This window comes from Paenibacillus sp. FSL W8-0186, from assembly GCF_037969765.1.
GTDB lineage: Bacteria > Bacillota > Bacilli > Paenibacillales > Paenibacillaceae > Fontibacillus > Fontibacillus woosongensis.
Map to the genome: position 1 here is coordinate 3,753,922 of NZ_CP150207.1, position 20,279 is coordinate 3,774,200.

Genomic DNA, 20,279 nt, shown 5'->3' on the forward strand with positions numbered 1-20,279 from the left:
TCCTCGGTTCATACGCATACCCTTTATTGTACTATATAATATCCAGGGAAACAAAGGCCGCTAACGGCCTTACCTCGATCGTTCTAATTCCGGTTGAAGGCTCATGAAAAAAGGGCAAAAGACGCAAATTGTCTTTTACCCTGAACTTAAGTTCCTCCGGCTGCTCTGCGCCAGGGATTCGTCATTTTTCCGGAGCTCCATGAACAGCGGCTGCCCGCGGTCCTGCTGCATGGCTTCGCCCATGCTTGATCAGAAGCGCTGCTGCTGCCTGCGGTCAGCGCGCTCGCTGCGCTCCAACGCTTCCCAATCCTCCTGATCGGCCAAGTCTTCGGAGAACTCCACGTCCTCGTTGTGTTCAATCGGTATTCTTGATGACTTTGCCGTACTGGAGCGCTTTGTGTCCTGCTTGTGCTCGCTCATCTTCCCGTTTCCCTCCTTCGGATAGTTGCAAGTTACATCATCCCGCCAAGTTCTTCAATGATTCGCAACGCTTGATGATGACTGGACTCGTCCACGACAACCGTCAACAGGATATCGTGTCCGGTCGGTCCGCCTTGGCCGCCATGACTCATCCCGCTTGCCGCAGGATCGGCAGCCGACAAAATGCCGGCCGACCTGTTGGTGATCTCCGCATCCTGAGTAATCGCCGCCAGGCTCGAAATTTTGCCGGTGACCGGATTTAGCGGGTCATAACCCTCGCCCGGATATCTGCTGAAACGGTCGATGGACAAGTCCGCGACCCGAAGAGCCTGCAATTTTCTGGCCGCGCCCTCCGCCTCTTCCGGGCTTTTAAAATAAGCGAGTATGTTTTTTTCACCCACCCGCGATCGCCTGCCTTCCCTCGGCATGTATTGAACCTGCTTCTTGCGCAGCTTCTTAGTCTGTAGGATGCAAAAATGAATGGCATTTTATACAAATGATACGTTCTTTTAAAATTTGAAACTATTATCGGGAGGTTTCGTATATACTCTTATATAAATACCATTTTTACAGTAGGAGGGTTTATTTATAGTATGTTCAAGAAAATGACGGCGCTCGTGATGGTATTCACTTTATTGTTTGCTTTCGCCTCTGCGGATTTCGCTGACGCGCGGCGCGGCGGTGGTTTTAAATCCGGGCCACGCAGTTACACGACAACGCCAAAGAAATCAAGCAACGTCAATAAGTCGGAATCCAACACGACCAACAAATCGACTGCAACTCCAGGCGCTACGAACAATAGAACCGGATTTTTCGGCGGTGGCAGCTTCATGAAAGGCATGATGGTCGGCGGTTTGGCCGGACTTCTGTTCGGCGGACTGTTCGGAGGCATGGGCTTTTTCGGTGAATTGCTGGGGCTCGCAGTCAACTTGATTGCCATTTACCTGATCGTAATGGTGGCGGTTGCCCTGTTCCGCAGGTTTAGGAAGCCTCAGGTGTATCAAGGACCGCGTCATGACGACCATGACAATCGCGGAGGAAGATTTTAAGCTATGATTCTAAGCATGGATGAAATCATCAACGCCATTTGTATTCATACAGCCGAACGTACCGGCTTGCGGCCAACAGACATCCAGGTGGAGCTGAGCTGGGATGAAGATACAGGTTATACCGGCGAAGTTTGGGCTAATGGACGAAGCCGTTACCTGATCGAATTGAATATTATAGAAGCGATTATCCAGTATATGTACAAGGAATATGGTATTCGGGCTTTCAAGGACGATATTACCCTGGAACTGGATGAAGAAATTACAGCGTCCATAAGGCAGTAAAGGTTGACTGCTGTAATATGCAAGGGCACCCTATCGTTACAGACGATAAGGGTGCCTTTTTATTATCTTTGTTCGAAGAAGAGTATGTCCGTTTAATTTATAGCTAGTTCACCCTAACTCTCTTCGAACCTTAAGAGTTAGTCTGATCTGCCCGCTTGCTGCCCAACAAGAAATTAAGCTGCTCCAGCAGGCTGCTGCCTCCGGTTAAGGAGATCGAGCCGATCTTCTCGCAAATCTTCTCCAGAAATTCAAGCTCTTTTAAACGGTACAGCGTCTCGTTCTCGTCCATCAGCTTGGCCGTATTAAGCAGGCTGCGTGTAGATGCCGTTTCCTCACGGCGGGTAATGAGGTTGGCTTGCGCTTTCTTTTCCGCCAAGAGAACGGTATTCAAAATATCTCTGATATCCCCCGGCAGGATGATATCCTTCACCCCGGCCGATATGAAATGAACGCCATATTCCTGTTCCTTCTCCTGAAGGCGCGCCAGCACGAAAGCGGCAATTTGCTGCTTCGTTCTAAGCAGGTCGTCGAGCTTAAAGCCCCCGATATATTCGCGCAATATCAATTGCAGCTGGATATAAATCTGCTCCTCGAAGGATTTGATCGCCAGTACTTGCAGCGGATGAGTCACCTTATATTGGCAAACGAAGTTCAGCCTTAGCGTAACCTTATCCTCCGTCATCATTTCCTGCCCTGTCATATCCAACTGCTGTTGCCGCAAATCGACCTTCTGCAGCGACACCGCCGCCGGCCCTCTCCAGAAATAATACTTCCCGGGCGCAAGCTCCTTTTGCATGACATGGTTGTAATACAGTACACCTGCTTCATGCTCTGCTACCTCCAGCATATGATAATAGCCATGCAATTTGGGCAAAACAACGGGATCGACCTCGGCCGGCAGCTCCGGATTGCGAATATCGACATGAACGAAGCTATGCTTCTTCAGAACGTTCCAAAAAGCGTATGCCCCCGGCTTAAGAAGCCCGCTGAACCGGCCATCCTCGTAATGCAGCACATATTCGTGGTCCATCACCTGAACGACCTCTAGCTCCCGCTTAAGCAGGTCGTCATGCATGAACAGCTGCAAATCCTGGCCATCTACTTCAAACGGCATGGCTGTATCGACAACGATGATATCGCTCTCCGCAAACGGGGACTGGCGGTACGTACCCGGGTACAGCATTTTTTCATAGTTCCCCTGCTTGAACAGCAAGCCGCGCTTGCCCTTATGTATCGTAATTTTTTTCAGCATCTCATTCTTCCTCCTTCACGACGGCTCCACCGCCGATTTGTGGCCTCTTGCAGAGGCATCCTCCTGCCGCATCAACGGAGCTCTGTTTAAGAAATGCAGGCCGCCTGCGTCCCGCCGAAGCATCTATGAGCTTACCGTAAGAATCGCTTGCCTTCTTCCGATCTGCCCGTTTCTCCCTCAGGGGCGGCATCCAGCCCGCAATTCGGTATCCGCAAAGCTGCAAAGCATCTGCAGCAGCGTGCATAACAAGCCACCGAGGATCCTCCACCAGGCCATCATCTGTACTCTTGTCTCTCGATTAAAAGTCGAGCGCTCTACCACTGAGCTAATCCTTCTCTAAGGATAAGGGATTCGAACCCTTGCATAGGAGATTTCATGCCTCTGACAATACAGCATGCCAAGCATAGATGGTATGCCTGCACTGCGGAATGATCGGACATCCCAGCCTGGGTAAAGCCAGCTGTGCATGAACTCATAGCTATCATCGCTTATTTTGGATAGAACGAACATGGCGAAAGTATTACGAACCGGGAATTTCTTCTCTGAAAAAGAAAAAAACCGACGTCTTGATGACGTCGGTCGGCTAGACCCTGTGTTTATTTAGCTTATGATTCTCAATCTCCGCGGAATGCCCGCTTCATTCGATCGAAGAACGACTGCTCGTTCTCGTGCGTATGCTCCCCGTCGAGCGCGGCAAATTGGCGCAGCAGATCTTTCTGCTCGTCGCTTAGCTTGCTCGGCGTTACGACAACCACCTTAATATGCTGGTCGCCTTGGCCGATGCCGCGAAGCCGCGGCACTCCTTTGCCTTTCAGGCGGAAATAAGTGCCTGTCTGCGTACCGGCCGGCACCTTGAGTTTCACTTTTTCCGTGAGCGTCGGGATTTCGATTTCATCCCCCAATGCCGCCTGGGCAAAGGTCAGCGGGATTTCGCAATAAATATCATCGCCTTCGCGATCGAAGAAATCATGCGGCTTCACACGAATGACGATGTACAAGTCCCCTGCAGGACCGCCGCGCAGCCCGCCTTCCCCTTCGCCAGTCATCCGCAGTTGAGCACCGTCGTCTACCCCTGCTGGAATTCGAACATGGATTTTACGCTGCTTCTTCACTTTGCCGCTGCCTTGGCAAGTCGAGCATTTCTCTTTAATAATTTGTCCTCTGCCCGAACAATTGCTACAAGCACGACGGTTCACCATACGGCCGAACGGCGTATTCTGAACCACTTCCTCCTGTCCTGTGCCACGACAGACGGAACAGGTCTCTGGCTTCGTGCCCGGCTTGGCTCCTGAGCCAAAGCACGTATCGCAATTTTCCGTGCGCGGAATCGTAATGTCGCTCTCTTTGCCAAAGACAGCTTCCTTGAACTCGATCGTCATCGTATACTGCAAATCGTTGCCGCGCTGCGGCGCATTCGGATCGCGACGGCCGCCGCCACCGAAGAACATATCGAAAATATCGCCGAAGCCGCCGAAATCCGCCCCGGAAAATCCGCCGCCCATCCCCTGATTCGGGTCGATATGGCCATATTGGTCATAGCGGGCGCGTTTTCCCGAGTCGCTCAGGACATCGTATGCTTCCTTGACTTCCTTAAATTTATCCTCCGCATCCGGCGCCTTGTTCACGTCAGGGTGATATTGACGCGCCAGCTTGCGGTAGGCCTTCTTAATCTCATCGTCTGAGGCACTCTTGCCAACGCCTAGCACCTCATAGTAATCGCGTTTTTCAGCCATCCTTCCACCCCCACTATTGCTATAGCTCTGCTCTTTCCCGGATCATCCCTCAATCCGGCAAAAGGAAAGTCAAAGCACGGAATGCCCCGCGCTTTGACCTTCCCGGTTCATCAAAGTTGTATGGTTAACCAATCGCTGCTATCCAGCGCGATTAGTCTTGCTTCTTGTCTTCGTCCACAACTTCGTATTCAGCATCTACGACGTTGTCTTTGCCGGCTCCGCCGGCAGCGGCACCTTCAGCGCCTTCAGCTTGGCCTGCTTGAGCCTGCTCATACAGCTTCACGGACAACTGCTGTACAATCTCCGTCAGCTTTTCGGTAGCAGCTTTGATCTCGTCGATATTGTCACCCTCAAGCGCCTTTTTCAGCTCGTCTTTAGCCGCATTGGCTTTCTCTGTCTCCGCAGCGTCGACTTTGTCGCCAAGGTCCTTGATGGTTTTGTCCACACTGTAAATGAGCTGGTCGCCATTGTTTTTCGCTTCTACAAGCTCTCTGCGTTTCTTGTCTTCTTCTGCATGAAGCTCGGCGTCCTTCATCATTTTCTCTACTTCCTCGTCGCTCAAACCGCTGGAAGAAGTGATTGTGATTTTTTGGCTTTTGCCGGTTCCTTTGTCCGTTGCCGATACGTTAACGATCCCGTTGGCATCGATATCAAAGGTAACTTCGATTTGCGGCACGCCGCGCGGCGCTGGTGGAATGTCGCCCAGCATAAAGCGACCTAGCGTTTTGTTGCCTGCCGCCATTTCACGTTCCCCTTGCAGAACGTGAATCTCAACGCTAGGCTGATTGTCTGCATAAGTTGAGAAGACTTGCGATTTGCTCGTCGGAATCGTCGTGTTCCGTTCGATCATTTTCGTAAATACGCCGCCTGCGGTTTCGATCCCAAGGGACAGCGGAGTAACGTCTAGCAATACTACGTCTTTAACGTCGCCTGTCAGAACGCCCGCTTGTACCGCAGCGCCAAGAGCAACAACTTCATCCGGATTAACGCCTTTGTGCGGCTCTTTGCCAGTCAGTCTCTTGATCGCTTCTTGAACGGCAGGGATCCGCGTGGAGCCGCCGACCAATACAACCTTGTCGATCTCCGCTGGTGTCAGCCCGGAGTCGCTCAGAGCGCGGCGTGTCGGCTCAAGCGTCCGTTCTACGAGATGTGCGGACAACTCTTCGAATTTAGCACGAGTCAGGTTCATCTCCAAGTGCTGAGGCACACCATCGGCTACCGTGATGAACGGAAGGGAAATCGTCGTCGTCAGGACGCCGGACAATTCCTTCTTCGCCTTCTCGGCAGCATCTTTAAGACGCTGTACAGCCGCTTTGTCCTTGCTAAGATCGATACCTTGGTCTTTCTTGAATTCGGCTACCAGATAGTCGATGATCACTTGGTCAAAGTCATCGCCGCCCAAGCTGTTGTCCCCGCTGGTTGCCTTAACTTCGAAGAAGCCGTCCCCAAGCTCCAGAATGGATACGTCAAACGTACCGCCGCCCAGGTCATATACAAGAATCGTTTGATCTTCTGCTTTCTCCATACCGTAGGCCAGTGCTGCTGCCGTAGGCTCGTTCACAATACGCAATACTTCGAGGCCTGCGATTTTACCCGCATCCTTCGTCGCTTGGCGCTGGCTGTCATTGAAATAGGCCGGAACGGTAATAACCGCTTGGGTCACCGGTTGGCCAAGATAAGCTTCGGCATCGGATTTCAGCTTCTGCAGAATGATCGCCGAAATTTCCTGCGGCGTCATTTCTTTGCCGTCAATATTCTCCTTATGGTTCGTTCCCATATGTCTCTTGATCGAGATGATCGTGCGATCCGGGTTCGTAATAGCCTGGCGTTTTGCCGTCTCGCCGACAACGCGCTCACCGTCTTTCTTGAAGCCTACAACGGATGGCGTTGTGCGCGCGCCTTCCGGGTTAGGGATAACGACCGCCTCGCCGCCTTCCATAACGGCTACGCAAGAGTTTGTAGTTCCTAAGTCAATACCGATTACTTTGCTCATATAAGTAATGTCCTCCTTAATAGATTGTGCTTATGTGTGTGCTTCCTCTAACCGCTGACCTTGACCATCGCCGGACGAATTACCTTATCCTTCAACATATACCCTTTCTGTACCTCTTCGACAACGATGCCTTCTTCATGCTCATCCGATTCCACCTGCATGATCGCCTGATGGAACTCCGGATTGAACGGCTCGCCAACGGTCTCCATCGCCTTCAAACCTTCATTGCCCAGCACGCCTTCGAGCTGGCGGAAAATCATTTCCACGCCCTTCGCATAGGAAGAGACATCTGTACCCTGCTCACCGCTGGCGATTGCCCGCTCGAAATTATCGATAACCGGCAACAGCTCGGTGATCAGCTTCGCGGAAGCATATTTTCCCAGCTCTTCCTTTTCCTTCTGTGTGCGCCTGCGGAAGTTATCGAAATCCGCCTGAGCTCTCAGCAGCCTCTGCTGCTGCTCTTCCAGTTCAGCGCGAAGCGCCTCTGCCTCTGTATTGCTCCCTTCGGCCGAGCTAGCCTCGGAAGTCTGCTGCTTGTTCGCCACAGTTTCCTCCGCAGTGCTGTTCTCGTCCGTTGTATGTTCTTGATTTACGTTATCGCTCATTTCCAACTCTTCCTCTACATTCGTATTGATGTTGTCTTGAATCGGTTCCTGCTCCTTCAAGATGTTCACCTCCTTAACATGCCGTGCAACATAAATATCATGCTCATTCTTATTAATGTAAGCGGGACAGGAATTCTGTCAAATCCTTAGATAACATATCCAAAATCCGCATGACCCGGGCATACTCCATTCTGGTTGGACCCAAAATACCGATCGTGCCCACGGCTCCGCCATCAATGGCGTAAGTCGCCGTAATCAGACTGCAGTTGGCAAATGCTTCATGCTTGTTCTCGGTACCGATACGCACCTGAATGCCTGACCCCTTCGAAGCCGCGGTCATCATCTTCAGCAACGTCGGCGTCTCCTCCAAGAGGTCAAGAATGCTCTTTACCTTCTCGACATCCCGGAATTCCGGCTGCGTCAGCATGTTGGTAGTTCCGCTAAGGAACAACCGCTGTCCTTCGGTTCCGTCGCTGTCGAGCGCTTCGTCCAGCACCTTGATCAAATCTTCGAAATGGTCGATATGGCGCTGCATTTCTTGACCGATTTCGTTGTAAAGGGCCGACTTCAGTTTATAGATCGGCACGCCGGCCAGCCTGTGATTGAGCAGGTTGACGACCTTCTCTATTTCCGATATCGACACCCCTGGCGGGATCGAGACCGTCTTGTTCTCTACCTGCCCGGTATTTGTCACAATAATGGCGACGGCTGTAGTATCGTTCAGCGGCAGCAGCTGAAAATGACGAAGTGAGGTGTGGAATACTTCCGGCCCAAGCAGAATAGAGGTATAGTTTGTCATATGCGATAAAATCGTACCTGCATGCTGGATGACCTGCTCGGTCGCGTTCAGCTTCTCGGCAAAAAACGACTTCATCGTTCCCAGCTCATCCGAAGTTAACAGATTAAGCGGCATCATATGATCAACATAATATCGGTATCCTTTGTTAGATGGTATACGGCCTGCTGAGGTATGAGGCTGCTCGAGGAATCCGAGCTCCTCCAAATCTGCCATTTCATTACGAATCGTTGCCGGGCTGTAGCCGACATCGCCTCGCTTGGAAATGCTTCGGGATCCCACCGGCTCCGCCGAACGAATATAATCATCTACAATGGCTGTCAGTATCATTCTTTGGCGTTCCGTTAACATGAAAATCCCTCCTATTTAGACTGTTGACCGCGTTCGTTAGCACTCACTCATATCGAGTGCTAATCGCTAATACAAAAATACCAAACCGACAAGACGATTGTCAAGTCAGTTCAGTATCTTCAGTACTGCTATTTCGTCACAGGCGTGCTGCTTCGGGCAATGAATGCAGTCCGTCCAGACTTTCTCCGGAAAAATATCCTTCTCTACGACGGTAAATCCGTTTTTCAAGAAAAAAGAAACTTCATAAGTCAGCGCCATAACCTTCGGTATGCCGAGGCCCTTTGCTTCCTCTAACAGCTGCTCCACAAGCAGAGAGCCGAGACCGCGCCCCTTATATCCTTCTGCTATACCCAGCGACCGGATTTCCACGAGTTCTTCGCCTAAACGGCAGAGGGATCCGCAGCCAACGACCTTGCCGTCAATTTCAGTTACGACGAAATCATTAATCTGCCTGCTCAGCACCTCTCTCGACCGCGGAAGCATGATGCCCCGCTGGGCATATCCATCAATCATTTGAAATAGAGGCTCTACGTCTTTTAATTTTGCTCTTCTGCATACAGCTACAGCAGGCATGCTGATCCCTCCTCGAATCCGGCACAATAATATGAATAAATATACAACAAAGCGTATATAAGTTCAATATATTATTTTCCGTCCAAGGCACCTACAAATTCGGCAAATACTTCATTGCCAAACAAGATCCCCTTCCGGCTCAGCCGGTAGCCTCCTGCTGCTGCGGTTCTCTCCAGCAATCCGGCATCCAGCAATTTGCTGAACTGCCCTCCGAACACTTCATCAAGCGAACGCCCGAACTGGCTCCGGAACCGTTCATCCGAAATGCCCTCCAGTACGCGCAAACCGACCATGACGAAATCCTCCATCGCTTCCTCGCGGGATATCTCGAACCGCTCGAGAATCGGCCTTCCCTGCTGAGTTGCTTCATTATATGGGTTAACGCCCTTAATGTTGACATGGCGCCAGCGATTTACGTATCCGTGGGCGCCCGCCCCAAGGCCGTAGTAATCTTCGTTTCGCCAGTAAGTCATATTATGCCGGCTCTCGAAGCCGGGTTTGGCAAAGTTGCTGATCTCATATTGCTTGTAACCGGCTTGCTCCATCCGCTCCATCAGCAGCAGATACATGTTCAATTCGTCCTCTTCCGCCGGCAGGGGAAGCTGGTTCTTCTGATACATCGTATGGAAAAGCGTATTCTCCTCGACTTTGAGGCTGTAAATGGAATAATGCGGGAGACCGAGCTCCAATGCTCGGGATACACTGTAATCCAGCATTTCAACCGTCTGGTTCGGTAGACCGAACATCAGATCGATCGACAGATTGTCCAGTCCGGCCGCTCTCGCATTCTCCAAGCTGCGAAATACGTCGTCGGTGTTATGGATTCGCCCGATTCCGCTGAGCAGCTCGTTCTGGAACGCCTGCACGCCGAAGCTGACGCGATTGACGCCCCCCGCTTTCATGACGGCCAGCTTCTCCCGGTCCGTCGTACCGGGATTGGCCTCCATGGAAAATTCGATATCCGCAGCCCAATTCGGAAAGTGGCGTCGTACGGAGGACAGGAAAAATTCCATTTCATCCGGCTTGAGCACGGTCGGCGTACCGCCGCCAACGAATATACTCTTAATCTCTCCGGGCGGTGTCTCCTGGACCGTTAGCTCCATCTCCAGATCAAGCGCCCGCAAATAATCCATCACCGGCTGATCCTTGAGGACGTAAGAATTGAAGTCGCAATAGAAGCATTTATTCGTACAAAACGGAATGTGGATATATACGGCTTGGGGAGCCGATTTCGTGCATGGCGAGGAACCCTGCGGCTCCCTGCCTTCTATTTTGATTTGATGGCTCACGCTGGTGCCCCTCCTTCATATGTTTTACTGCCAAAATTGATGACTTTCCAATGATAGTACGGAAAAAGGAAAGCCCTCCGGCTTTCCTTATTTATCCCTATGCATGCGGCAAGTTGGTCGGTTAATTGTCGTCGATTTTCAGCACCGCCATAAACGCCTCCTGCGGCACCTCCACGTTGCCTACCTGCTTCATGCGCTTCTTGCCTTCTTTTTGCTTCTCGAGCAATTTACGTTTACGGGAGATATCCCCGCCGTAACATTTTGCAAGCACGTTTTTGCGCATTGCTTTGACCGTCTCTCTGGCTACGATCTTCGTACCAACGGAAGCCTGGATCGGCACCTCGAACATTTGGCGTGGAATCAGCTCGCGCAGCTTCTCGCAAATGGCGCGGCCACGATGGTAAGCCCGGTCTCTGTGAACGATGAAGGACAACGCATCCACCTGCTCCCCGTTGAGAAGGATGTCCATTTTGACCAGGTTCGATTGACGGTAGCCGGAAAGTTCGTAGTCAAAGGAAGCATATCCCTTCGTGCTGGATTTCAGCTGATCGAAGAAATCGTACACGATTTCGGACAATGGAACCTGGTACGTAATCGTTACTCGCGTCGTATCCAGGTACTCCATATTGATAAATTCCCCGCGTTTGCTTTGGCAGAGCTCCATGACCGTGCCCACGAAATCATTCGGTACGATGATGGAAGCCTTGACGAACGGCTCCTCTACGTGATCGATTTTGCCGACCTCCGGATAGTTGGAAGGGTTATCGATCGACACCGTCTCTCCGTTCGTCAGGGCCACTTTGTATATAACGCTTGGCGCGGTCGTAATGAGGGGAATATTGAATTCCCGCTCGATGCGTTCCTGAATGACGTCCATGTGCAGCAGGCCGAGGAATCCGCAGCGGAATCCGAAACCAAGCGCACTGGAGGTCTCCGGCTCGAAGCTGAGTGAAGCATCGTTCAGCTGCAGCTTCTCCAGCGCTTCACGCAAGTCGTTGTAATCGGAAGTGTCGATCGGATACAGGCCGCAGAATACCATCGGATTGATCTTGCGGTAACCCGGCAGCGGCTCTGCCGTCGGATTCTTCGCATCCGTAATCGTATCCCCGACTTGTGTGTCGCCCACCGTCTTGATGCCGGCGACAATAAATCCTACATCTCCGACATTAAGCTCGTCTACCATCGTCATCCGCGGCATGAAGGCGCCGACCTCAATGACCTCAAACGTCTTGCCAGTCGCCATCATTTTGATCTTCGAGCCCGCTTTGATATGCCCGTTAATAACGCGGACATATACGATAACCCCTTTGTACGGGTCGTAATGCGAGTCGAAAATCAGCGCCTTCAGCGGTTCGTCGGGATCTCCCGTCGGAGCGGGCACCTTCTGAACGACCTGCTCGATAATTTCCCTAATGCCGATCCCCGCTTTGGCCGAAGCGTGCACCGCCTCGCTGGCGTCCAGGCCGATGACATCTTCGATCTCCTGCTTCACGCGATCTGGATCTGCACTCGGCAGATCGATCTTGTTAATGACCGGCAAAATCTCAAGATTGTTATCCAATGCCAAGTAGACATTAGCCAGCGTTTGAGCTTCGATCCCTTGCGCGGCATCGACGACCAGAAGCGCTCCTTCACAAGCTGCCAGGCTTCTGGATACCTCATAAGTGAAGTCGACGTGTCCTGGCGTATCGATCAAATTAAGCACATACTCTTCACCGTCATCCGCACGGTATGAGAGACGGACTGCCTGTAGCTTAATCGTAATTCCGCGTTCTCTCTCCAGATCCATCGTATCAAGCACCTGCTGCTGCATTTCCCGCGAGGTTAACGCCCCGGTGTATTCCAAAATGCGGTCAGCCAACGTTGATTTGCCATGGTCGATATGTGCAATAATACAGAAATTCCGAATTTTTTGCTGCCTTGCTCTAATATCTGTCATTGTTACCCCCACCACAAATCCTTAGAAGTATAATCAATTTATTATATCAGGTATGGAAAGCATCAGCAATGTTGGCCTTGGCGTCAGAAAAATAAAATCCCGACCGAGGTTGTTCTCCAACCTCCCAATCGGGATAATTTCTTCTATATTATATAGAAGCAACTGCTTAACTTTAACGTTTACAGTTTCAGGAACGCTTGCAAAGTACGGTCGCTCAAATATGGCAAGTACTCGTGCCCATACTCGTGGTAGACCAGCAGCTCTTTTTCCGCGCAAATTTTGTTATAGACCGCAAATTGCGTGGACGGCGGACAGATCGTGTCGGCAAGTCCGGTTACGAACAGCACCTTGGCCTTAATCCGGCTGGCCAGATGTTGAATGTCAATATAACCTAGCTTCGTGAAAAACTTTTCCTCCCGCAAATGGTGAGGATCGAAGAACCGAAAATAATAATGAATTTCTTCATAAGCCGAAGTCGTAACATTCAGTTCAAAGGCTCTGCGGTAATCGCACAAGAACGGATATACGGGCACAGCCAGCTTAACCCTTGGCTCCAGTGCAGCGCAAGCTGTTGCTAGGGCACCTCCCTGCGAGAGTCCGTGAACACCAATCCGCTCTGGATCAACATGCTCCATACTCATCAGGATCCTCACCGTCTGCACCGTATCGAGAAAGACGTTCCGGAAATACAGCTTATCCGGATTCGGGTCATCGATTCCCCGGATAATATGGCCGCGAATCGTCGTCCCCTGGACCGTCAAATTATCCTCGGACAAGCCGCCTTGACCGCGGCAGTCCAGCGCCAGCACCGTAATGCCGTGAGCCGCATAATTCACCTTATCTGCCCAGTCCCCGCTATCACAGGAGTAGCCATGGAACATCGCCATAGCTGGGCCTTGATCCTCCAGTTTCTTCGGTTTCACGTATTTCGCGTGGATTCGCGCTCCGCCCGTCCCGGTAAAATATAAGTGATAACAATCCGCTAACGGGCTGCTAAATTCAGCCGGAACCAGCTCATAATCCAGTGATTGCCCTTCCAGCTCCTGTAGCGCCCTCGCCCAATACGCATCAAAATCAGCCGGCCGCGGGCTGCTTCCTTCATATTGCTTCAACTCCGCTAATGCCATGTCGCTGCTCATCCCGTTACGCCTCCTTAAAAAGAGGACGAAAGCCGCTTCTTCATGATGAAGGATTCCGTCCTCTGTCTGATATGGTTATCGCAAATCTCAAGCTACATCATGCCAATCCCGGCATCGTCGGCCACTTCCTCGCTCGTCTCCTTTACGTACTCTACAATTTCCTGTACCGTCGTATAGGCCACGCCTACGTAAGTATCCGCTGCTCCGTAATAAATGGCAATTCTGCCCGTTTCGGCATCATGCAGAGTGGCGCACGGGAACACAACATTGTTGACAAAACCCAGTTCCTCGTACCACTCTTCCGGCGTCAGCACATAATTCGCCGAGCGATACTTCACTTTGGAAGGCTCATCCCGGTCCAGAATGACGGCGCCCATGCTGTATACGAGCCCGTTGCACGTACCGGTAACACCATGATAGAACATAAGCCAGCCTTCCGTCGTCTCGATCGGGGCCGGTCCGCCGCCGATTTTCACCGATTGCCACCAGCCTTGCCCGCCCTTGGACATGACATGACGATGCTTGCCCCAATAGACAAAATCAGGGCTTTCACTAAGGAATACGTCGCCAAATGGCGTATGCCCGCTATCGCTAGGGCGGGACAGCATCACATAGTTGCCGTTGATTTTGCGCGGGAAGAGCACTCCGTTGCGATTGAATGGCAGAAACGGATTCTCCAGGCGCACGAACGTTTTGAAATCCTGCGTCTTTGCGGCGCCAATGGCAGCTCCATAAAAATCAGTGCACCAAATAATATAGTATGTCCCGTCTACCTTGATCACCCGCGGATCATAGGCATAGTTCGGCTGAAACGGCTTGCCTGCCTCGTCGACGAAAGCAATCCGCTCTTCTTCGATCGACCAGTTCAGCGCATCGTCGCTCCATCCGAGATGAAGATGCGGGCGCCCGTTAATCGTTTCCGCACGAAACACTCCGGCGAACCGCCCTTCGAAAGGAACCACCGCGCTGTTAAAAATACGGGCGATCCCCTTGGCCGGATTTCGCTGAATCACCGGGTTATTGCTATGTCTCCACACCGGGCCTGCTGTACCTGACGGTTTTTCCTGCCAAGGCATGTTTGTTAGTTTGTCTCCAATAATACGCACTTCTGTCATGTGGTATGTCTCCTTCCAATGATTCATCAATGAATTATTTCACGGAACCCTGCGCAAAGCCGTTATAAATATATTTCTGCAGCGCGATAAACGCGACCAGAATAGGAATGATCGTAATCATGATTGCCGCGCAGATGACTTCCCACTGCGAACCGTAGGGCCCTTTGAATTTGAACAAGGCGGTTGATATCACTTGCAGATTCTCGCCCGGCATGTAGAGAAACGGCGTATAGAAGTCATTGTAAATGTTAACGCCCTTGACAATGATGACCGTCACGATCGCCGGAGCAAGCAGCGGAAGCACGATTTTGAAAAAAATCGTAATATAGGAGGCCCCGTCCAGCATCGCCGATTCATCCAGAGATTCCGAGATCGTGTCCAGAAATTGCAGAAAAATATAAACCGCGATAATATCCGTTCCCAAATAGAGAATAATCGGCGCAAAGCGGGTATTGACCAGGTCAAGCGTATCAATAATCCGGAACGTAGCCACCTGTGTCGTAACGCTGGGAATCAACGTTGCCAAGAGGAAGGCCCCCATAAGCAGCTTGCTGCCCCGGAATTTAAAGCGGCTAAGCACATAAGCGATCATCGATCCGATCAGCGTGGCTCCTATAATGGAAATGGTGAGAATAAAAAGCGTATTGCCAAAGCCGAGCAGCATTTTCCCATCGACGAAAGCTTTCGTATAATTCGAGAAGTTCAGCCAGTTTTGCGGCGGATCCAGCGGGCTGGTCGCCCCGTATTCGGCATTTGTTTTCAAGGATGAGAAAAATACGACAATGATCGGAATGAGAGCCGCGAAGGCGCCTAGAATGAGCGTAATATATTTGAACGTACTGCCTGCCGCATATTTGAGTCTGTACACGATCAATCATCCCCCTTAATCAGAACCCGCTGAAGCAGCGTCACGAGAATGACGATGATAAGCAGCACGACAGCCATGGCCGAAGCAAGGCCTAGCTTGCTGTATTTAAATGCAACGTCAACCGTTTGAATAACAAAGGTATTACTTCCGTTGGAGCCCCCGGTCATAATATATGGAATATCAAAGGCGCTGATCGCGCCGCTAATAGCCAAAATTAAGTTGAGCTGCAAAATCCGCTTGATGCTGGGCAGAATGATATGTCTGAATTGATGCCAGCGATTTGCGCCGTCAATGTCAGCAGCCTCATAAATGTCCTTGCCGATGGAAGAAATCGCTCCAAGGAAAATAATGAAGTTGAAGCCCATGTACCTCCACAAGGACGCGCCTGCAAGCGAAATATTAATGATGTTTGGATTCAAAAGCCAACCCTGCGACAGATGCCCAAGCCCGATAACCTGAAGCAGCGTATCCAAGGTACCGTCCGGCCGAAAGAAGACCAGAAAAATAAATCCGATGGCGACCCCATTGAGCAGATAAGGGAAAAACAGCACCCCTTTAAAGAAATTTTTGAAGCGGATATTGAAACTAAGAATGGTAGCAAAGTACAAAGCCAATCCCATCTGTACGAAAGTCGCTCCGAAGTAGTAGAGACTGACCTTGAACACGGAAAAATACTTTGGATTCGTAAAAATCGTTTGATAATTTTCAAAACCGACGTAATCGAAGCTTTTGCTATAACCGTTCCAGTTCGTAAAGCTGTATTTGAACATGTTGAATACAGGGAGATAGGCAAACGTGAATAATAAGACGACCGGAATCAGCGAGAAAGCGATAATTATGATTCGTCTTTGCGTCTTGTAGCTTAGGTTTGCAAACACCACTCACACCTCCAGGCCTTGTCTCTGTCTTGATTTGGTATAGAGAAGAAAAACGCGCAGAGGCGTTTTTCTTCGAATGGTTCCAACCCGCAAGATGTCCGGATCGTTTACTTCGTTACTTTTGCCCGGGATTTCACCCATGCATCGTTAAGTTCCTTCATAATGTCATCGTAAGATTCCTTGCGGTTACCGATGGCGGCTTCAATGATCCGCTTCTTGAAGTCCGGCTGCCACAGACCGATTTCGGCGTCTTTATCGATCTTGTCCACCCAGCCCTCCTGGCCTGGCTGTGCCGGCGTCTGCAATTCAAACTTAATGTCCGTACCTTCAAATTGCTTCAGGGTGTCGGGCAGCGGCGCACCGACGACAGGGCTCATGCCCCCGCCCTCCGTAGTAGGATAGCCGGATTCGTTAATGAACCAGTCGACCCATGCTCTCGCAGCAGCCTTGTTCTTGCTGTGCTTGCTGATCCCCAGCGTATAGTCGTCCGCAAGCGGCATAATGACTTCTTTGGCATTCGTCGGGAACGGCATGTAGGCAATATCGTCCGGATTGTCTGCCAGCTCCTGTACTTGTCCGATCGCCCATGAACCAAGCACCATCGCACCGATTTTGCCGTTAGCCAGATCGGACTTGGACGCTTCCCAGTTCGTCGTCGTCGGATCTTTCTCGATTAAGCCCTGCGCCACCGCATCATACATCACTTTGTACAGCTCATAGTGAGGCTGTCCCGGCACAAAGTTATCATCCGTGTTCGGCTGAGTTACGTTGACGTAGTCCACATCGCCCGCCACAGTCGTAAGCACGGCTTCCCATTGGGTCAGCGGCCAGCTGTCGGCGTAGTTCGTATACAGCGGGATCGCGTCGCCCTTCTCTTTAATCGCTTGCAAAGCAGCCATGAACTCGTTCGGAGTTCTGGGCGCCGTCGTCACGCCAGCGTCTGCAAACACCTTCTTGTTGTACAGGACACCGGAAAAGTTAACGGCAATCGGAATGCCGTACGCTTTGCCGTCAACCGCTCTTTCTTCAAGACCGATGTATTGTTTGCTCATTTCCTCCAAATCGCCAAGCGGTTCAAAAAACTGCGGCGTATCCTCGAGTGGAATGCTCGTCGGCAGCAGAAGGACATCCCCGTAATCATCGGAGCTCATCCGCACCGTGATTTGCCCTTCATAATCGGACAGAGCCTGGAAATTCACCTTGACATCGGGATATTCCTTGTTGAATTCTGCAGCATACTGCTTGAAAACCGTATCCACAATATCTGTTCTTTGCGTGATTACGGTAATTTCACCTTTAACAGCGCCTCCTCCATCTGTCGAGCCGCCGCCACCGTTCGCCCCGCCGCCGGCTTCCCCGTCACGGCCATTGCCACTGCAGCCAGCCAGCATGCCAAGCACGAGCATTAAAGCCATTAACCCCAATACCAATTTGCTCTTCTTCACACTTGCAACCCCTCTCTATAAAATTAGGTTATCGATAACTTACAATTCAGATGGTATACTGAATGCGCTTTCCCGTCAATCATTTAATTTTGCTTTTTTTGCTTCTCTAGCGCTTAGGTCACTTATCTTCGCCGATACAGCAATGTTTTTTTGTCCCTTTGTCTTTTTTTCATATTTTTTTGCAGATGATATACTGAAACCATTCATGCTTTAGTATAAAATTAAATTATTAGGTTATCGATTAACTAAATTTACAACTCTGTTTAAACTTTTCTTTATCTTTAAAAAATATAAATGTATACTACCTGTAGGCTGTCGCATTAAAGTTATGGTTAGTATGACGTGAAAGCAGGTGATTTTCATGAAGAGCAACATTACAATGCGGGATATCGCAAATAAGCTCGGTGTCAGCAGTGTGACGGTATCCAAAGCACTTAACGATAAAGAAGGCGTTAGCGAGGAGCTTAAGCAGAAGATCAAGGCTTTGGCCGGGGAAATGGGCTATCGTTACAACTCTGCGGCCAAATCCATTAAAGACGGTTTATCGAAAAATATCGGCGTGCTTATTCCCGAGCGGTTCACCGGGATGTCCCACTCGTTCTATTTGCGCGTATATCAGCAAATTTCGCTGCTTCTGGATCAATACGGGTATTTTGGCATTCTAAATATTCTGAGCAACGAGGATGAGGAGCTGCTGAATTTCCCCCGGGTCTATAGCGAAAATAAGGTCGACGGCATCATCGTCCTTGGCCAAATCGGTAAAGAGTATATCGAGACAGTCCAAAACATGGATCTCCCGAAAATATTTCTTGATTTCTATGACGAGCATGCCGATATCGATTCCATTGTTACCGACAACTTCTACGGGGCTTATGAGATGACGAATTATTTGATCCGCAACGGTCACCGCAGAATCGCCTATGTCGGGAATATTTATTCAACGAGCAGCATCCAGGACCGGTATCTCGGCTACTATAAATCCTTGCTGGAGCACGGGATGCAGCTGGATCACTCCTTGATATTGAGCGACCGGGACGATAAAGGGAAATTCATCGACATTGCGCTTCCGGACCCGCTGCCGACCGCCTTCGTCTGCAATTGCGACCAAATCGCTTATCTGCTGGTAGACAAGCTGAAGCTGAACGGTTACAGCATCCCCGAGGACTGCTCCGTCGTCGGCTTCGATAACGACATTTACGCCACTTTAACCTCGCCCCAGCTTACAACAGTCGAGGTTGACATCGAGCAAATGGCCAAATCGGCTGTGAAATTCATCATGGATAAAATCGAAAACCCGCACCGCAAGTTCGGACGCGTTATGGTGCAGGGCAATATTATATATCGGCAATCGGCTAGACAAATAGATGCCGAAGACAGAGAAATTTCCAGCACTTGACGCTGAATAAAATCCGCCCCCGGGCGGATTTTTTTATTTTTGCCACAATTTGCGGTTGATTTATTTGACGAAAACATCTATAAATTAGTTATATAACATAATAAAATTTATAATAACAAATCTAACAAAATGCTTTATTATCTTTTCAAATCGATGGATTCGCACGTTCCACCACTTACTAACAAAGAGAGGCTGATACGATGAACAAGCCGGATTACATTGCCGGAATGACCTGGGGATTCATGGGCGTTCGCGGAACATGGGCAAATGATGAGGCCAAGTATTCTATGAAACAGATGGCTGCTGCAACCGGTGCAAACTGGACGGCCATTGCCTTCTCGGCCATCCAGGCTACCGCTCATTCCACCGAAATTCCTTATCGGGACGCCCCAACGGTGACAGATGAGGAAGTAGAATGGGCTGTCCGGGAAGCAAAAAGCTTAGGATTGAACGTATGCCTGAAGCCGATCGTGAACTGCGCGGACGGAACCTGGCGGGCGCATATCAATTTTTTTGATAAAGATGTTCCTTGCGAGCCCAAATGGTCGGACTGGTTCCGCTCTTACAGCGCCTACATCCTTCACTTTGCCAAGATTGCCGAGGATACGGGCTGCGAAATGCTATGCATCGGCTGCGAAATGGTGCAAACGGATCGCCGGGAGGCCGAATGGCGGCAGTTGATTGCCGAAGTCCGTAGAGTATACACCGGACTGATTACCTATAATTGCGATAAATATCAAGAGGATAACGTTGGTTGGTGGGATGCGCTGGATATCATCTCTTCCAGCGGCTACTATCCGGCAAATGATTGGGAGAATCAGTTGAATCGCATCGAGAAGGTTGTTCAGGCATACGGCAAACCATTTTTCTTTATGGAAGCCGGCTGCCCGAGCCGCAGCGGTTCTGCCGCCATCCCTAACGACTGGACGCTTGCCGGTACAGCAGATCAGGATGAGCAGGTTAAATTCTATAAGGCAATGTTCAGCGCTTGCGACAGTCGGGAGTGGATCGGAGGCTTCATGCTGTGGGATTGGCCAGCAAAGCTCTATTCGCGTGATGAGGCGGCGGCGGATGACGGTTATTGCGTTTATGGCAAAAAGGCCGAATCGGTTATTTTCGATTATTACACTTCCAAGACAAGAAATGGGGAATAGGC

Annotated in this window: 20 protein-coding genes; 4 read left to right on the forward strand and 16 right to left on the reverse strand. The window is 50.5% G+C overall.

Features of this window, described 5'->3' with window-relative positions; translation table 11 throughout:
• Positions 1-249 precede the first annotated feature (249 nt).
• Together MKX50_RS16995 and MKX50_RS17000 are read right to left on the reverse strand one after the other, a co-directional pair.
• Entirely contained in the window at positions 250-420 is a 171-nt protein-coding gene (locus MKX50_RS16995) for a YfhD family protein (protein WP_213590139.1), read from the reverse strand.
• A 32-nt stretch (positions 421-452) separates the two neighbouring features.
• Positions 453-821 (reverse strand): hypothetical protein, encoded by a 369-nt coding sequence (locus MKX50_RS17000; RefSeq protein ID WP_213590137.1) that lies wholly within the window; start codon positions 819-821, stop codon positions 453-455.
• Between the two features lie 192 nt (positions 822-1,013).
• Between MKX50_RS17000 and MKX50_RS17005 the strand changes: the two genes are divergently transcribed.
• The gene (locus MKX50_RS17005; protein ID WP_213590135.1) at positions 1,014-1,469 is read left to right on the forward strand and encodes a hypothetical protein; all 456 of its coding nucleotides are present in this window, start codon (positions 1,014-1,016) and stop codon (positions 1,467-1,469) included.
• 3 nt (positions 1,470-1,472) lie between these two features.
• A complete protein-coding gene (locus tag MKX50_RS17010; RefSeq protein WP_213590133.1) occupies positions 1,473-1,751 on the forward strand; it encodes a YxcD family protein in 279 nt (92 codons plus the stop codon).
• A 130-nt stretch (positions 1,752-1,881) separates the two neighbouring features.
• Here MKX50_RS17010 and MKX50_RS17015 read toward each other — a convergent pair whose 3' ends face one another.
• The 14 genes from MKX50_RS17015 to MKX50_RS17080 form a co-directional block, all read right to left on the reverse strand.
• Positions 1,882-3,003, reverse strand: coding sequence for a slipin family protein (locus tag MKX50_RS17015; protein ID WP_213590132.1), 1,122 nt, complete (start codon positions 3,001-3,003; stop codon positions 1,882-1,884).
• Between the two features lies 1 nt (position 3,004).
• On the reverse strand, positions 3,005-3,247 hold the full coding sequence (locus MKX50_RS17020; RefSeq protein ID WP_213590130.1) for a hypothetical protein: 243 nt from the start codon (positions 3,245-3,247) through the stop codon (positions 3,005-3,007).
• Positions 3,248-3,617: 370 nt separating this feature from the next.
• Positions 3,618-4,736: a molecular chaperone DnaJ gene (gene dnaJ / locus MKX50_RS17025; RefSeq protein ID WP_155610458.1), complete on the reverse strand. Its 1,119-nt coding sequence runs from the start codon at positions 4,734-4,736 to the stop codon at positions 3,618-3,620.
• Positions 4,737-4,887: 151 nt separating this feature from the next.
• Complete coding sequence (gene dnaK / locus MKX50_RS17030) at positions 4,888-6,729, reverse strand: molecular chaperone DnaK (RefSeq protein ID WP_213590128.1); 1,842 nt, start codon at positions 6,727-6,729, stop codon at positions 4,888-4,890.
• Positions 6,730-6,776: 47 nt separating this feature from the next.
• Entirely contained in the window at positions 6,777-7,394 is a 618-nt protein-coding gene (grpE, locus tag MKX50_RS17035) for a nucleotide exchange factor GrpE (protein ID WP_339157400.1), read from the reverse strand.
• A gap of 52 nt (positions 7,395-7,446) precedes the next feature.
• Entirely contained in the window at positions 7,447-8,481 is a 1,035-nt protein-coding gene (gene hrcA / locus MKX50_RS17040; protein ID WP_213590126.1) for a heat-inducible transcriptional repressor HrcA, read from the reverse strand.
• Positions 8,482-8,586: 105 nt separating this feature from the next.
• Complete coding sequence (locus MKX50_RS17045; protein WP_213590124.1) at positions 8,587-9,054, reverse strand: N-acetyltransferase; 468 nt, start codon at positions 9,052-9,054, stop codon at positions 8,587-8,589.
• A 71-nt stretch (positions 9,055-9,125) separates the two neighbouring features.
• Positions 9,126-10,325, reverse strand: a complete 1,200-nt coding sequence (gene hemW, locus MKX50_RS17050) for a radical SAM family heme chaperone HemW (RefSeq protein WP_213590688.1) — start codon at positions 10,323-10,325, stop codon at positions 9,126-9,128.
• A 139-nt stretch (positions 10,326-10,464) separates the two neighbouring features.
• Complete coding sequence (gene lepA / locus MKX50_RS17055; RefSeq protein WP_213590122.1) at positions 10,465-12,282, reverse strand: translation elongation factor 4; 1,818 nt, start codon at positions 12,280-12,282, stop codon at positions 10,465-10,467.
• Between the two features lie 179 nt (positions 12,283-12,461).
• Complete coding sequence (locus tag MKX50_RS17060; RefSeq protein WP_213590115.1) at positions 12,462-13,421, reverse strand: alpha/beta fold hydrolase; 960 nt, start codon at positions 13,419-13,421, stop codon at positions 12,462-12,464.
• Positions 13,422-13,513: 92 nt separating this feature from the next.
• Positions 13,514-14,536, reverse strand: a complete 1,023-nt coding sequence (locus MKX50_RS17065) for a glycoside hydrolase family 130 protein (RefSeq protein WP_213590114.1) — start codon at positions 14,534-14,536, stop codon at positions 13,514-13,516.
• 34 nt (positions 14,537-14,570) lie between these two features.
• Positions 14,571-15,404 carry a carbohydrate ABC transporter permease gene (locus tag MKX50_RS17070; protein WP_339157401.1) on the reverse strand — a complete coding sequence of 278 codons (834 nt, stop codon included), beginning with the start codon at positions 15,402-15,404 and terminating at the stop codon, positions 14,571-14,573.
• Positions 15,405-15,406: 2 nt separating this feature from the next.
• Positions 15,407-16,282 carry a sugar ABC transporter permease gene (locus MKX50_RS17075; RefSeq protein WP_019636320.1) on the reverse strand — a complete coding sequence of 292 codons (876 nt, stop codon included), beginning with the start codon at positions 16,280-16,282 and terminating at the stop codon, positions 15,407-15,409.
• Between the two features lie 107 nt (positions 16,283-16,389).
• A complete protein-coding gene (locus tag MKX50_RS17080) occupies positions 16,390-17,727 on the reverse strand; it encodes an ABC transporter substrate-binding protein (RefSeq protein ID WP_339157402.1) in 1,338 nt (445 codons plus the stop codon).
• Between the two features lie 361 nt (positions 17,728-18,088).
• Between MKX50_RS17080 and MKX50_RS17085 the strand changes: the two genes are divergently transcribed.
• Positions 18,089-19,123, forward strand: coding sequence for a substrate-binding domain-containing protein (locus MKX50_RS17085; RefSeq protein WP_339157403.1), 1,035 nt, complete (start codon positions 18,089-18,091; stop codon positions 19,121-19,123).
• 200 nt (positions 19,124-19,323) lie between these two features.
• Entirely contained in the window at positions 19,324-20,277 is a 954-nt protein-coding gene (locus MKX50_RS17090; RefSeq protein ID WP_339157404.1) for a 1,4-beta-xylanase, read from the forward strand.
• Positions 20,278-20,279 lie beyond the last annotated feature (2 nt).